Annotated in this window: 11 protein-coding genes; 7 read left to right on the forward strand and 4 right to left on the reverse strand. The window is 65.1% G+C overall.

Features of this window, described 5'->3' with window-relative positions; translation table 11 throughout:
• Positions 1-20 precede the first annotated feature (20 nt).
• The 3 genes from CKW34_RS07420 to CKW34_RS07430 all read left to right on the forward strand — a co-directional run bounded on the left by CKW34_RS07420 (position 21) and on the right by CKW34_RS07430 (position 6,617).
• Positions 21-4,454 carry an AAA domain-containing protein gene (locus CKW34_RS07420; protein ID WP_231921841.1) on the forward strand — a complete coding sequence of 1,478 codons (4,434 nt, stop codon included), beginning with the start codon at positions 21-23 and terminating at the stop codon, positions 4,452-4,454.
• Positions 4,455-5,389: 935 nt separating this feature from the next.
• On the forward strand, positions 5,390-5,932 hold the full coding sequence (locus CKW34_RS07425) for a DUF6642 family protein (protein WP_081264154.1): 543 nt from the start codon (positions 5,390-5,392) through the stop codon (positions 5,930-5,932).
• A 64-nt stretch (positions 5,933-5,996) separates the two neighbouring features.
• Complete coding sequence (locus tag CKW34_RS07430) at positions 5,997-6,617, forward strand: uracil-DNA glycosylase family protein (protein ID WP_155418988.1); 621 nt, start codon at positions 5,997-5,999, stop codon at positions 6,615-6,617.
• 38 nt (positions 6,618-6,655) lie between these two features.
• Here the strand turns inward: CKW34_RS07430 and CKW34_RS07435 are convergent, their stop codons facing one another.
• The 4 genes from CKW34_RS07435 to istA all read right to left on the reverse strand — a co-directional run bounded on the left by CKW34_RS07435 (position 6,656) and on the right by istA (position 11,375).
• The gene (locus tag CKW34_RS07435) at positions 6,656-8,371 is read right to left on the reverse strand and encodes an alpha/beta hydrolase (protein WP_059384754.1); all 1,716 of its coding nucleotides are present in this window, start codon (positions 8,369-8,371) and stop codon (positions 6,656-6,658) included.
• A 64-nt stretch (positions 8,372-8,435) separates the two neighbouring features.
• Entirely contained in the window at positions 8,436-8,753 is a 318-nt protein-coding gene (locus CKW34_RS07440) for a hypothetical protein (protein WP_059384744.1), read from the reverse strand.
• A 337-nt stretch (positions 8,754-9,090) separates the two neighbouring features.
• Positions 9,091-9,879, reverse strand: coding sequence for an IS21-like element helper ATPase IstB (istB, locus tag CKW34_RS07445; protein WP_059384679.1), 789 nt, complete (start codon positions 9,877-9,879; stop codon positions 9,091-9,093).
• Entirely contained in the window at positions 9,876-11,375 is a 1,500-nt protein-coding gene (gene istA, locus CKW34_RS07450; RefSeq protein ID WP_155418985.1) for an IS21 family transposase, read from the reverse strand. Before istA ends, istB begins: the two co-directional genes overlap by 4 nt.
• Positions 11,376-12,069: 694 nt before the next feature.
• Between istA and CKW34_RS07455 the strand changes: the two genes are divergently transcribed.
• From CKW34_RS07455 to CKW34_RS24260, 4 genes are all read left to right on the forward strand, one after another.
• Positions 12,070-13,638, forward strand: coding sequence for a hypothetical protein (locus CKW34_RS07455; RefSeq protein ID WP_197700694.1), 1,569 nt, complete (start codon positions 12,070-12,072; stop codon positions 13,636-13,638).
• A gap of 319 nt (positions 13,639-13,957) precedes the next feature.
• Positions 13,958-14,470, forward strand: coding sequence for an LLM class flavin-dependent oxidoreductase (locus CKW34_RS07460; protein WP_155418984.1), 513 nt, complete (start codon positions 13,958-13,960; stop codon positions 14,468-14,470).
• Positions 14,467-14,901, forward strand: coding sequence for a hypothetical protein (locus tag CKW34_RS07465; protein ID WP_059384676.1), 435 nt, complete (start codon positions 14,467-14,469; stop codon positions 14,899-14,901). Before CKW34_RS07460 ends, CKW34_RS07465 begins: the two co-directional genes overlap by 4 nt.
• Positions 14,898-15,041, forward strand: coding sequence for a hypothetical protein (locus CKW34_RS24260; protein ID WP_157742102.1), 144 nt, complete (start codon positions 14,898-14,900; stop codon positions 15,039-15,041). Before CKW34_RS07465 ends, CKW34_RS24260 begins: the two co-directional genes overlap by 4 nt.
• Positions 15,042-15,095 lie beyond the last annotated feature (54 nt).

Consider the following 15,095-nt stretch of genomic DNA (forward strand, 5'->3'; position numbering starts at 1 on the left):
AACCCGAATTGAGGGATCGCGTGCAGCGCCTGCTTGCCTTCCTGGCCGAGCTCGTCAAGGCCCGCAGCGCGCCCGTCCGTGTCGTCGACAAACACCGTGCCGTGATGTCTCTCGAGGAGGGCAACATCAGGGCCGGCCTGCGTGCTCATGCCGCGTCGGGCGACATCGTCCTGCGTGCGCGTCGCGCCCAGCTCGAGGACCCGCCGCGCCCGTCCGCCGAGGTCGCGAAGTTCGTGCACGGCGACATCACGGATTCCGCCGTCGAGCCCGAACTCGACCCGCTGGCCATCGGCATCGACGGTGCCGACGCCTGGCTGACCGACTGGCGGACGTGGGCGGTCGTCGATCGTGAACGGCAGGCCGCCTCGCATCTGTACAGCTTCCTGCAGCGAGCGATGCTCGACCTCGAGGACCAGCCGGAATCGCTGGAGCTCGTCGTCGCGTCGGGTCTGCTGCACCTCTCCGAGGGCGTGGCGGGCGCGCGGGTCCACACGCACCTGATCACGCAGACCGCGCTCATCGAGCGACAGGGCGACTCCGGTGACCTCGTGGTCCGGTTGAGTCCCAGCGCCGGACCGTCGCTCGAGGACGTCCAGCTCCTCACCGGACTGGAGGTCTTCGACCCCACGAGTGTCCGCGAACTGCACGACGCGCTCGTTACCCAGGTCGCGTCGCCCCTCGACCCCGCGGCCCGCGCGTTCCTGAAGAGCTGGGCCGAGCGTGCTCTCACTGTTCCGGTCGATGTCGTCGATCGTGCGGACGAAGCGTCGTCGTCGGATGCGTTCGTGACGCCGTCGCCGGTGCTCGTGCTGCGCAAGCGGGGCGCCCACGCACTCATCGAGTACTACAGCCGCATGACCGAGGCGGCCGCCGACGAGTCGAACCCGGTGCCGCTCGGGCTGGCGCAGCTCGTCGAAGCGATCGAACCGGCCGACCGCGTCGCATGGCTCGACCGCATCGGCACGCCCTCGACCGAGTTCACCGGCGAGCAGTTGCTGCCGCTGCCCGCGAACGAGGAACAGCGCGACATCATCGACCGGCTCGCCGGCGACAGCGGTGTCGTGGTGGAAGGACCTCCGGGTACGGGCAAGACCCACACCATCGCCAACATCGTCGCGGCGCTGCTCGCGCGCGGACAGCGTGTGCTGGTCACCAGTGAGAAGGCGCAGGCGCTGCGTGTGCTCCGGGAGAAGCTCCCGTCCGAGCTGCAGGAACTGTGCGTGGCCGTCACCGACCCGGTGCACGGCGGCACCGTGGAACTCACCCGAAGTGTCAGCGAAATCGCCATCCGCAAAGCGCAATTCAATGTTCGGCGCGCGCAGGAACGCATCGACGAGCTCACCACGCACCGCAACGACGCCCTCGACCGTCGTGCGACGCTGATGGAACAGATCCGGCAGGCGCGCGCGGAGGAGACCGAGGTCCACGCCGATGTCGCCGCCGGCTACGAGGGAACGGCCGCGTCGATCGTCCGGCGGGTCCGCGCGAACGAGGCCAAATACGCGTGGTTGCCCGCGCCTCTGCTCACCGACACCTCGCCGCTGACGGTCGACGAACTCGTCACCCTCCACTCGCTGCATCAGCGGTCGAGCGTCGAGCGGGCGCGCCGTCGCCAACAGCGCTTCCCCGAACTGTCCCTGCCCACCCAGAGAGAACTGCAGTACGCGTGCGCCGCCGTCTCCCAGGCATCGAGCGGCACGACCAACGGTGAGACGCAGGGATTGCTGCGGATCCTCGAGGGTGCGTCGCTCGAAGCACTCGGCCGTATCCGCGACCTGTGCGAGCAGCTGCAGGGTGCCCTCGAGGACACGGATCGACTCGACGCCCGGATCCGGCGCGTCGCCGACGACGTCCTGTCGGGCCGCGCCCAGCACCTGTGGGGGAAGACCGCCGAGCTCGCCAGGCTCGTGCAGGCCGCGCAGGAAGCCGACCGGATCGTCGGCGCCAGCTCCGTGGACATCTCCGTCACGGGACGACAGGCCTTCGAGGCGTACGACGCGCTCGCCCGCAAGCTCGAGGCAGGCGACACGTGGCGCAGCGGATTCAGCCGGTTCCGACGCAGCGACGAGCAGTCCGCCGTCGAGGCGCTCGGTGAGATCGCGACCGTCGAGGGCGTCGCGGCCACCACCGCCCAGACGGCGCGCATCGTCGCCGAACACCTTCGTGCGCTCGAGGCGATCCGGGTCGCGCGGGTGGTCCTCCGCGACCTCGGTATCGACATCGAACTCGACGAGTCACGCAGCCGCGCGGTCGGCACCCTCGCGTTCCTCGACCGCGACCGTGCCATCGTCGACAATCTCGTGGCTCGCGTGCACGACGTCGAAACTGCATTGCGCGAGGTTCATCCGGGGGCGCCGCGGATCACGAGCATCGAGCAGGCGCGGGCCACCGCCGAGTCGGCACGGACCATCGCCGCCGCGGGCACCGCGGAAGCGAGCAAGAACTGGCTCGAATCCATCGGCATGTACGTGCGGAGCCAGATCTCCGGGGGAGCGTCGCCCGAAGGACGCGCGCTGGCCCGTGCCTTCCACGACGCCGACTTCGACGCCATCAACGCGGCCCTGGACGCGTGGGACCGGGCGGCGGGGGAGCAGCGTGAGGAGCTGGAACTGGTCTCCCTCCACGCGCGCCTGACCTCCGCGGCACCCGCACTCGCTCAGACCCTCGCCGAGAATCCGCTGAGCCTGGCCTGGCCGGTTCGCCTCGCCGACATCGACGAGGCGTGGGCATGGCGACGCGCGGACGAGTGGGTGCGACGTTTCCACGAGCGCACCGACGACGGGCAATTCGAACGCGACCTCGACGCACTCGAGAAGGACATCGCACGACTCACGACCGAGCTCGTCGAGGAGAAGGCGTGGAGCGCGTGTCTCGACCGCACCACCGCCGAGCAGGTCCAGGCGCTCCATTCGTACCGCGATCACATCGCGAGCATCGGTAAGGGCACCGGCCGCTATGCGGAGCGTTATCGGGCGGCAGCGCGCGAGGCCATGCAGGTCGCGCAGGGTGCGGTGCCGGCATGGGTGATGCCGCTGCAGCAGGTGCTGGCTTCGATTCCACCCGAACAGAATTCGTTCGACGTCGTCATCGTCGACGAAGCGAGCCAGACCGACATCAGCAGCCTGTTCCTGCTGTGGCTGGCGCCGCGCGTGATCGTCGTCGGCGACGACAAGCAGTGTGCACCGAGCGCGGTGTCGCTGGGTGCGCTCGACGGGGTGTTCAGCCGTCTCGATTCGTATCTGCCCGACATCCCGAACTATCTGCGCGACAGCTTCACTCCGCGATCGAGTCTGTTCTCGTTGCTGCGGTCGCGGTTCGGCAGCATCGTCCGGCTGCGGGAGCACTTCCGGTCGATGCCGGAGATCATCGCGTGGTCGAGCGACCAGTTCTACGCCGACGACCCTCTCGTGCCCATGCGGCAGTACGGCTCGGATCGTCTGCAGCCGTTGCGCACCACTCTCGTCGAGGACGGTGCCGTCACCGGGCAGAACTCGACGCTGACGAACTACGCCGAGGCGCACGCCCTCGTCGACACGCTCGTCAAGTGCGTCGAGGATCCCGCCTACGACGGCAAGACCTTCGGTGTCGTGGTACTGCAGGGGCAGTTGCAGGTCGACATCATCCAGAACGAACTGCTCGAGCGGCTCACCCCGGAGCAGTGGGAAGAACGCAGGCTCCGCGTCGGCACGCCCCCGGACTTCCAGGGCGACGAACGGAACGTGGTGTTCCTGTCGATGGTCGTCGCGCCCGAACAGAACATCGCGGCGTTGACGCGGACCGAATACCAGCGACGGTTCAACGTGGCGGCCTCGCGTGCCCAGGACCAGCTGTGGTTGTTCCACTCGCGGACCATCGACACGCTGCGCCGCACCGACCTGCGGTACTCGCTGCTCACCCACATGCGGACGACGTCCCCGCGGCCGGCCGAGCCGATGCCCGACGGCGTGACGCGCGACGAGCGGCACGAGGCGTTCGACAGCCTCTTCCAGCAGGACGTCTTCCTCGACATCGCCGCTCGCGGCTATCACGTGAATCCGCGGGTCGAGGTGAACGGCCACTTCATCGATCTGGTCGTGACCGGGGCGGCAGGCAAGCTGGCAGTTGCCTGCGACGACGAGCAGTGGCACACGAGCCCCGAACGGCAGAGCGCCGATCTGGAGCGAGAGCGCGAACTGCACCGCAGCGGCTGGAAGTTCTGGCGGGTCCGGGAATCGGAGTACTACCTCGACCCGGTCGCAACCCTGTCAGGGCTCTGGGAGGAGCTGGAGCGTCGCGGAATCACGCCCGGTCGCGTGGATACTTCTGCGCCCGCACTGTCCCGGCCGTCGATCGAGTTCCGGGCCGACGGGCAGTCGCACGAGTTCGTCGAATCCGTCGGCCGGACGGATGCGAGGGTCGTCGGTGAGATCGCTGATGTTGGGACGCGAATGAATGCGGTGACGGACGACCACTGAAACGACTCGGTCGCATCGATTTTCGATCGGGAACGTTACTGTGCGTCTTTTCACATGCTTTCTTCAGCAAAGTAAACAGGTTCCTGATATTTATTGATGCGCAGCGAGTCTCGTTGCGTCGTAATTCCCTCTGTGACAGGAGTCCCCCATGGAAGAAATCCAGACCCTCATCGAGCTGGCGAAACTGCTCGGCCCGTTCATGGAGCTCATCGGCAGCATCAGCAGCCTCAGCGGCCAGTAGTCCGCGAGCGACGAAGAATCCCCGAAGGCATTGTCTTCGGGGATCTTTCGTGTATGTGGTGTCGGACTGCGGGAAGGTTCGGCGTGCTTGCCGGTCCCGGCCGGATGGACCGATCCACACGACTTACGTGCGCATGCGCGACACCTCTCCGCTGTGGGTCCGCGGCGACGAATTTCCGGTACCCGTGAATCGACGTACTCCGGTTCGCATTCCTGTGTCGATTCGTGAGTGATATCGACGTTCTATCACGGGGCGGTGTGAGAAACGTGAAGGAAACTCGGTTGGGTCGGATTAAGGAGGAGGGTGAAATTGCGTCGTCATCCGCCCGACAGCAGTGCGTCGCACTTGCGGATGACCCACACGAGGAGCGCACCGATGCCGTAGTCCGTGATGACGCCTATGCCGGTCGTGAGGGCCTGCAGCTACCAGGGCGTGGAAGGTAGGGTGGCGACAGTGACCAGCAGCAGAACAGCAGCGCGACGGCCAACCATGGGATAAGACCGCCCAGCTACCGCAATGTTCCGGCCTTGATGCGAGTCGTGTCGTCTGCTCACCATGACCGTCAACGGTTTCGGCTGGTCGAAAAGCTGATCATCAGCATCAGCTCTTTGGCATGCTCGCAACTGTGACTGCGAGAAACTTGCCAGGTGTCATGTGCCTGGAGGGGGAATGGTCCGATGAGATCGAAAGTCGGATGAGCATCGAACCGGTACTTCGACTCATGGAGGCGAGTGGCACGCTGCGCTTGGTGCACAGAGATGTGGCAACGCGGACCGAGTTGGAGTTCCACCTGAATCGATGGCTCGGAAGAACAAAGGGGATGTCCCGGTACAACTTTTGTTACTTCGGCTTTCACGGCACTCCGAAGACGATCTATCTCGGGGAGGACGAACTCTCCCTGGACGACTTCGCGGAGATTTTGTCAGGCAAGTGCAGCGGCAAGGTGCTCTACTTCGCAGCGTGCAAAGTTCTCGCAGCATCCGATGACGTGCTGCAGGAGTTCTGCAAGACCACGGGAGCCAAAGCGGTCGTAGGCTACACACGTGATGTCGATTGGTTCGAAGCAGCGGCCTTCGAGCTTCTGATGATCTCCCACCTCATCCATTCGGTCAGAATGAAGTCTGCCTATAACAGTCTCACCAAGAAGTACCCCGACCTCACTGCGCAGCTGGGGTTTCGAATGGCTCATGCAACCTGGGCGTCCGACAGAGCAATTGCGCAGTCCGCAATCGAATAGAGGAGTGGTGCGGCAGACGGCGTGCAAGCACTGTCGTGAGTTCGACGACCCGTATCCTGCGCTGGTGCAGATTCCGCGCTTCCCTCGTGCCATGAGACAGCCGAGCGTCCGTGCTGATCGGGCCGCTCACATCTATGCGCCGCATGTCGCACCGATCAACAGGCTGGTCGACACGATCAGCAACGAGCGGCAGGTCGACAACTTGCCCTACATCGACCCGACATTCGGTGGTACGGAAGCGTCAGTACTTCTGATGCTGAAAGCACCCGAAGCCGACGCAGATCCGAGCCGATCCGGACCTCGCTTCCTCAGCCTCGACAACGACGACCCCGTGGCAGCACGGATCTTCGAGGCATGCAGCAAGGAGGGGATCGGCCGTTCCTCGTTGGTCGCGTGGAACATCTGCCCTTTCCCCATTGCCGGTTCGGCGCCGAATGCAGAAGAACTGAGGTGGGCGACGCCCTACAACAGGCAACTGTTGAGTCTGTTGCCCAAGCTGAAGGTTGTCGTCTTGCTCGGCGCGCCGGCCAAATCGGGCTGGAAGCGCTGCGGTTTCCGCGTGCCGGGAGCCGAGATCATCGAAGGAGCATCGCCATCTGCTCCCGGCATCAACCACCCTCGGAACCGAGAAGCTTTCGAGTCCGCCATGCGGAGCGCCGCGGAAGCGCTCGAGGGAGAAGATTGAGGACCGGACCCGGAAGTGACCGGTAGACCTGCTTCGAGTTACTCGCCGTCATCGAGGTGTTCGACGGCCTCGGCGATCCGCTGAGTGTCAGAGAGCGTCCACCCCTCGGGGGACGTCACCGCGGCCCACCCGTAGGGGATGAGGTCCTCGTAGTTGTGCCCGTGACCGACGGGTGGCGAGGTGCCGACCATGATGTCGGCCGCGACCTGAGCGAAGGTGACGATCGGGTACCACCGCATCGACGGTGAGCGATCCGCGCCCGGAGGTTCGGCGAGCCAGTCGGGTCGCTCGAACAGCACGCCCGGTCCCCACCACACCACCGGATCGGACGCGTGCTGTAGGTACAGCACCCGCGGGTCGTTCCACAGCCCCTGCTGATCTTCGAGCGTCCGCAGGTCGGAGGCGAACCGCATCGCGACGCCGTCCTCGTAGACGGGCAGGACCTCGGGGCTGCCGGGGTCGCGATGGTCGACGATGCTGCGCCACAGCTGGTTCGAGTTCGGAGGTCCGACGAACAGCGCGCCGTCGATCTCGCTGCGCATGTCGGCGAGGTCGTCGAAGGCTGCCTCGGCGGACTGCGAGCCGAGGCTCTCGCCGTAGACCACGAGCTTCGGTCGCTGCTCCTCCGGCAGTTGCGACCAGCGTTCGTGAACACCGTTGATCAGTGCATTGCCGGCTGCCTTGGCAGCGGAGCCGTCGACGAGGAAGGAGATCCAACTCGGTAGGAAGGAGTACTGGATCGCGGCGATCGCCGAGTTGCCGCTGTAGATCGCCTCGATCGAGTCGGCGGCGAACGGGTTCACCCACCCGGTTCCGGTGGTGCCGGCGACCACGAGGATTTCGCGCTCCCACGCCTTCGTCCGGTCGAGTTCGTCGAGGATCAACTGCACCTGTTCGTCGGTGGTGCCGTCTGCTTCGAGTCCCGCGTACACCCGTATGGGTTCGAGTGCCGGTGCGCCGTTCAGTTCGGCCAGTTCTTCGGCGTCCATCCCACCGGCGACGAACGTGCGCCCCTGACGACCGAGACTCTCCCACGACGACGCAGATGCCGGGCTGCCCGATCGCTCGGGAATCTGCGGCTGCTCCACGCCGGAATCGGTGCTGTTGTTGTCGTCGGCGAAGACGACGCGTGCCGCCATAGAACTGCTCGCGAGCAGAACCTGGTCGATGAACACGACCACCGCAAGCACGAGGATCACCGGTGCGAGAACGCCGGCCGCGGCGACCGGAACGCGCAGGCGGGTCGCGAGGAACTCCGCGAAGCGTCGTCCGACCCACCGCAATCCACGCGCGACGTAGAGGAGGGCAGCGAAGATCGCGACGCTCACCAGACCGGTGCGGAGATACGCGAAGCCCGTCGTGGTTTCGATGCCCATGAGTGCACGGACCTCGTTCTGCCATCCCGCCGCGGCGAGCAGGCTCCCCAGAAGTGTCCCTACCGCGATGAGGGCGACCAGCACTTCGGCGATGCGGCGGACTGTGTGGCGCCGTCGCCACCATGTGAGACGCGGAGCGATCCATCGCCGAGCGGGAAAGGCGATGAGCACACCGATGCCGTAACCGACGATGCCTGTTACGCCACTGATGAGTCCCTGGAAATACCACTCGCGGGGGATGAGGGAGGGGCTCAGGCTCCACGCAAAGAAGAACAGGGCGACGACGAGGCCGACGAAGTCGAGGCCGAATACGGAGAGGTGGCGTCGGGTGCTTTCACTCGACTCGTCGGGTTCGATATGTGTGGCGGGAGCAGGCACGATGCGACAGTAACTGCCACGGAACATTGTGGCCGGTCATGTTCGCGTGTCTCTACGGGTGCGATTACGCCTTCGGGTACATCCGGTCGGCCCGATTCGCGACGGAGACCATATGCTCCCGGGCTTTCCGGAGCGCCCACAATGCGTCCGAGAGTTCGTCTGCGACCGTCTTCAGTACATCGGCCGTAGCCGTGTCCGACAGGGCGCCCAGTTCCGGATCGATCGTCTGAATGCCGGCCGGATCGAGGGCACCGAACTGCGGGATCGCGAACTCGACGAGCATTTCGGCGGACTCGAGCGCATCCGCGGTGACGCGCATGTTGGCGGAAAGCTTGTCGATCTCGACGGGGGAGGGAATCGGATCTTCGTTCATCTCGGACACGAGTGCATTACTACCCTATGTCGCGGACACGTAGGCACAGGGCAGGACGAATTGCTCCGTGATCGAGCGATGCGCGCAGTGGTGTTGTCCACTTCTTTCCTAAGACGAACTGCTCCTCGTAGGGATGCGTGGCGTATGAGCAACCCACATCAGTAGGGCTATGACACGCCGTATCGATAACCGCATGTCGTGGTCGCCTACTCACCGACTGCCCGCATGCCTTAAGTGCGGTCTACCGTGCCCTCGAAGCCTGGCGGAGCTCTTGTCAACGGCCATCGTGGTGTCCCCGCTCTTGGCCAGGTGGAAGTCCCCGCCTCGTGGGTGTTCGGGGTTGGGGTCAGGGGCGTTCACCTCGTTCGTGTCGGGCCTGGCGCATCCGGTAGGACTCACCGTCGGTGAGCACGACGGTGGCGTGGTGCAAGAGCCGGTCGAGGATGCCGGCGGCGGTGGTGTGTTCGGGCAGGAACCGGCCCCACTGCTCGAACGGCCAGTGCGAGGCGACCGCCAGGGATCGGCGTTCGTAGGCGCCGGCGACGAGTCGGAACAGCAACTGGGTGCCGGTGTCGTCCAGCGGCGCGAACCCGACCTCGTCGACGATGATCAGATCTGCCCGCAACAGCGTGTCGATGGTCTTGCCGACGGTGTTGTCGGCCAGGCCGCGGTAGAGGGTTTCGACGAGGTCGGCGGCGGTGAAATAGCGGACCTTGTGCCCGGCGTGCACGGCCGCGATCCCCAACCCGATCAGGGTGTGGGATTTTCCGGTCCCCGGCGGGCCGACCAGCGCCAGATTGGCGTGGGCACGAACCCATTCCAAACCGATCAGGTAGTCGAATGTGGCTGGTGGGATGGAGGACTCGGCGACGATGAAACTGTCGAGGGTCTTGGCGACGGGGAACGCGGCCGCTTTGAGTCGGGCGGCGATGTTGGAGGCGTCGCGGGCGGCCAACTCCGCTTCGATCAGGGTGCGCAGCACCTCCTCCGGAGTCCAGCGTTGGGTCTTGGCGGTCTGCAGGACCTCGGCGGCGGTGCGGCGGACGGTGGCGAGTTTGAGTCGGCGCAGACCGGCGTCGAGGTCGGCGGGCAACGCCGCGACCGCCGGCGGAACGGCGGTGCTCGAACTGCTCATCGCGCGGTCTCCTCTCGGGTGACGGCGTAGGCGTCGAGAGATCGGGTCGGGGCGGTCGGCAAGTCCAGCACCAGCGCCTCACCGCCGGGGCGGGGTTGGGGAACCCCGGCGCCGGCGTCGAGGATGGACCGGACGTCGTCGGCGCGGAACCGCCGGAACGCCACCGCCCGGGTCAGGGCGGCGAGCAGGGCATCGGTGCCGTGCGCGGCCTGCAGATCCAGCAGCACCGCGAGTTCGGCGGGCAGGCGGGTGTTGGCGGCCGCGGCGGCACCGACGAGGAACTGTTCGGCGACCGGGCCGAGTGCGCAGAATCGTTTCTCGACTTCGGTTTTCGGTCGCGGACCGCGACTGGGAGCCTGTCGCGGGGTCGGGTAGTGCTCGTCGAGGATCGACGCGGTGCCCGGGGCGGTGAGCGCGTGCTCGGCGGCGACCTCCCCTGTGGCGGGGTCGGCGATCAGCAGTCGCCCCTCGCCGGCGGTGACGGTGACGGTGGCCCCGATCAGTCGGGTCGGCACCGAATAGCGGGCCGAGCCGAAGCGGATGCAGGAGAGCTTGTCGACCTTGCGGGTCACCGGCGGCGGCCCGATCTGCAGGCGCAGCGACGGCAGCGGCCCGAGCACGGCCTGTTCCTCGCGCAGTCGCTGGGCGGGGACCGCGTCGATCTCGGTGTGCACCCGGGTGTTGACCTCGATGCACCAGGCCTTCGCGGCGGCGTTCGCGGCGGCCAGGTTCACCGGTCGGCCGGACAGGTCGGCGTCGGTGAGCAGCGGGACGACCAGGTCGCGTTGGGCGTAGCCGACGAGGTGTTCGACGACGCCCTTCGACTCGGGGTCGGCGGCGTGGCAGAAGTCGGGACGGAACCCGTAGTGGGTGGCCATCCGCACGTAGTCCGGGGTCGGGACCACCACGTTCGCCACGACTGCGCCTTTGAGGCAGGCCATCCGGTCGGCCAGGACCTTGGTGGGCACCCCGCCGATCGCGGCGAGGGCCTCGGCGATCAACGTCAAGGTGGTGGCGGCGCGTTCGTCGGTGGCGAAGGCGACGAACCGCCACCGTGAATACGCCAGCACCGCGCAGAACAGGTGCAGACCGGCACCGAGGGTGGCCCAGTCGATGACCAGGTATTCACCCGGTGTCCACACGGCGGGACGGCGGCCGCGGTGATTGTTTTTGCGCCACTTGGTTCTCTCGTCGGCGACGAGGCGGCGGAAGTTGCGGTCCGAGCCGGTGTATCCGGCGGCCGCGGCGATGGGGAGCAGGCGTTTGGCGGAGATTCTGCCTCGGGACGAGGCGATGCGTTCTGCGACGATCTCGGTGACGGTGTCGTAGTTGCGGGGGCGGGGTTGCCGTGGGGGCGGGGTGTCGCCGGCTTCGAATCGTTCGATGACACGGCGGACGGTTTTGTGGGTGGTGCCGCACATCTCGGCGGCGCCTCGGTAGGTGCCGACCTCGCGGTAGGCGGAAATGATGTCCATGCGGTCCTTCGCAGACTTCAATGGAACTCCCTGGGCGGTGACAGGTGACTGGGTGGCACCTTCACCTTCACCGCTCAGGCCTGGCGTTCCGGTGGGAATCACGACGAACACGAGGCGGGGACTTTCATCTGGCCACCACCGGTGGGGACCGTTACTCGGCCACCAGTGGGGACTTTCTCATGGCCATGGACAGCTCTCTGGCCACCTTCGGCATACACGGCTACCTCGACCTGAACGCCACTCTGCGACAGCAATTCGGCGTGCCATCCGCTTGCTGACACCCCGACTACAGTCACAGGAGGAACACAGCTTCTCCAAGGCCCTTCACATCGGTGCTGCCGATCGGTTCCTCTGCCGCAGTGCACGCCGAGTCATTCTGAAACGAGCAGTTAGTGCACAGTGCGATCGGTCCGCCGCCAGGTGCATCAAGATCGCGGAGCTGCTCGTTCGCAGGTTCGGGCCGGGACCGTGGCGGATTCTGCGGCATGTGCACACTTTGGAGGAGTTCACCTGGGCGGGTTCCAACAGCGTTGGTCGCCTACGCATGAGTGCACGCGTGGAACCACAGGAAAGCCTTGATCGGTCGCTGCAGGAGCTGCCGAGGACACGAAACGTACCGAAAGGGCCCGCCCTGTCGGGGCTGATTAGTAACGTCCAAAAGCGGTGGAGCAAGTCGCGAAACATCAGGTCGCGACCAAGATGAAAGAGGCTGTTTGTGACTGTCCTGTACCGCGCAATCTGGTCGGACGCGGAGACGATCGATCCTACGGCGGCTGTTCATCAGCTCGCGGGTATCGCAGCAAGCTGGGCCAAGGATTCGCCGAACTCTGCACCCCTCGCCGACGGACTGACCGAGGTGGAGATCCGGAGCCAACAAAGGTCGATCCGATCGCATCGCTTCGGGGACGAAGGGTTTGAGATCAATGTCCACGACCATATGCGAGGGGGAGCCACAGACTGGACCACCTTGATCAAGGTCGTGAGGGTCGAGAATACGGTTCACTGTTTGGTCGAGAACGGTATGGAGTCCGCCAATCTCACACAACGTGTCACTTTTCGTCGGCCAAAAGTTGTGCACCAAATGCTAAGAGCGGCGACGAAACCGTGTCTCGGAGGTAGCGGCCTCCTCACCGAACCGCAAGCGATACCTGCCAACGGTATAGAGATTCTCACGAGCGTCCTGGCCAACCCGGCCCGTACTGTTCCGGTCATCGTCTGTTCGCAGCCGGCCGGCCCGCACGATGCTGACTGGACGCCAGTTGCCTCCGACATCGCCGCCGGTGTCGAAGGTGTTGCCGTGGTATTCACGCTCGATCAGGACGCAGTAACCGCATTCAGAAAGGAACTGGGAGATCTCGCGATCTGGGGTGGCGGCGTTCGCATCTACCTGCCGAATCCGGTCTCGCCTGGCTCAGAGGGCTGGCGACACAGGTATTACGTGCACAAACGTCTCCAGTTGGCGCGTCAAGCGACAGTGAACAGGATCATCTACTCGGTAGCCCAGCTCTCAGCGCGTCGCCGAGTACCCGACGTCTTCAACGAGTTCAGCGATCAAGTGGAAGCAGCGTCGACGGGGAGCGCTGCAGAGCTCACAGAAGAGAGAGACTACTGGCAGTTTCAATACGAACTGTCCCTGGAGGAGCGGAGCGAACTCGAGAAGGAACTCGCGCAAGCGCGTGGGCACCTATCACGACTGAAGTTAGAACTCATCACCAAGAGACTCGACGACCTGGTCTGGGGGACCAAGGACGAGGACTCGACATCCATTCCGGACGAAGTGCAAGATACTTCCGAAGCTGTCATTGCCGCCCGGATGTACCTCTCGGACTGGCTCAATATCCCCGACGCAGCTGAACGCGAACTCGAAGCCATCGACACGGCTCCAGAATCCTATGTGTGGGGCAACGCAGCCTGGCGAGGACTCCGGGCGCTGGCGGCGTACGCCAAGGACCGAGCCGGTGGTTGGGACAGAGGTGGCTTCTGGGAATGGTGCGCGAGCGGTCCTGTGGACGGCTGGCCGGCAACAGACAAGAAGCTGTCGATGACCGAGGGGGAAGGTGTACGGACTAGCAAGAAGCTCAGCCGGACAAGAGTATTCGACGTCGATCCAGCTGTCGATCCCACTGGCCGACTGACCATGCTCGCACACCTCAAGGTCGCTGAGGGCGGTGGCAATATTGTCCCCCGGATCTACTTCCACGACGACACAGGTGGAAAGACGAGGAAAGTGCACGTCGGTTTCGTCGGTCCTCACTACCTCGTTCCGAACAAGTCCGCGAACTAGTCGCTTGTAGTCACAAGCAGCCAGGAGCGTAAAGGAATCCGCGGTCTCGGGGTCGCTCGCCAGCGGCCCCGAGACCGTTGCTGATGACCGGGCGTGGATACGGACGAGCACGTCGGGTCGCTGAAAGTGCTCTCGAGTGAGTCTCGCGTATCGCCTCTCGGAGCCCGAGCACCTACCTGAGGAGGATAATGACGAAGCGTTTTCAAGCGCCACTGCCGCCTGTGCGGTGTTGTCGCTGCTGGCCCTTGCTGGCTGTCCGTCCGGCAGCGAAGCTGCGGCCGGCGCGACGGAGACCGTCGACATAGAACTCGTCCATCAGATGCCCCCTGCATCAGCGGGACTCGACGAGCTCCGTTGGTTCGCAACGGATCCACGTACATCGATTCCGCGCATCGACACGGCCGTTCTCGCTACGTTCGTCGCTGCCGCCACCCGGAATCTCGGACTCGTGGCGACGTTGCCGACCTTTGCATACCACCCGTACCTCATGGCGCGCCTCATCGGTTCGCTCGATGCCGTGTCGAACGGACGCGGAGCTCGGAATGTGGTGACCGGAGCCCAGCCGCCGGCATTCCAGAACTTCGGCATGGAGATGGATCACGCCGTCGATCGCTACGCGCACGCAACCGAGTACGTCGAACTCGTCAAGCAGATCTGGAACTCGTGGGATCCCGACTCCATCGTCGGCAAGGACGGAGTTTTCGCCGATCCCGCCAAGGTCCACAACGTCGAATTCCAGGGTGATTTCATCCAGCACTCTGGCACCGCCCTCATCTCCGGTCCGAGTCCCCAGGGTCGACCGGTGATCGCGTATCGAGTGTCGAAGGTATGAAGGACTATCGGAACTTCATCCGCGAGGAGATCCTGCGGCAGGGCCGCAATCCCGACGACACCAAGGTCCTCTTCCTCATCGCACCGATCGTGGGCGCGACCGAGGAGGAAGCGCAACTGCGAGCCAGGCTCCGCAACGAGCAGGCCCGCGAACGCGCAATCCAGACGCTGGCCGACACCGCCGATCGCATGAACGTCGACCTGGCGAAGCTGCCCCTCGACGAAGTGCTCGACGACGACGTGATCGACAGCACGTACACCGCCGCCAGCGTTCCTCGCTGGAGACGTTCAAGAAGCAATTGCGTGGCCGCACCATGCGTGAGCTCGGCGGACAGATGGGTGCTGCGAAATCGGAGTGGGTGGGCACGCCCGACCAGGTTGCGGGCCGGATGCAGGAGATCGCAGACGAAGTCGGCGGCGACGGGTTCATGATCACCGCTACGAAGGGCGGGCACACGAATCGGTTCGTCGCGGAGATCGTCGACGGGCTCGTGCCTGCACTGCAGGCGCGTGGTCCCGTCCGGGAGGAGTACGAGCACAGCACGCTGCGAGACAATCTTCAGGCGTTCTGATCGTGGAAGGCCCGTTGTGGTCCTGGGTGCAGCACCCAGGACCACACGGTGATT

Source organism: Rhodococcus rhodochrous, assembly GCF_900187265.1.
GTDB classification, from domain to species: domain Bacteria; phylum Actinomycetota; class Actinomycetes; order Mycobacteriales; family Mycobacteriaceae; genus Rhodococcus; species Rhodococcus rhodochrous.

Excerpts from the sequence above, each read along its gene's own strand:
- CKW34_RS24260 (WP_157742102.1), top strand. The coding sequence starts at position 14,898 with ATGATCACCGCTACGAAGGGCGGGCACACGAATCGGTTCGTCGCGGAG.
- CKW34_RS07460 (WP_155418984.1), top strand. The coding sequence starts at position 13,958 with ATGCCCCCTGCATCAGCGGGACTCGACGAGCTCCGTTGGTTCGCAACG.
- CKW34_RS07425 (WP_081264154.1), top strand. The coding sequence starts at position 5,390 with ATGAGCATCGAACCGGTACTTCGACTCATGGAGGCGAGTGGCACGCTG.
- CKW34_RS07465 (WP_059384676.1), top strand. The coding sequence starts at position 14,467 with ATGAAGGACTATCGGAACTTCATCCGCGAGGAGATCCTGCGGCAGGGC.
- istB (WP_059384679.1), bottom strand. The coding sequence starts at position 9,879 with ATGAGCAGTTCGAGCACCGCCGTTCCGCCGGCGGTCGCGGCGTTGCCC.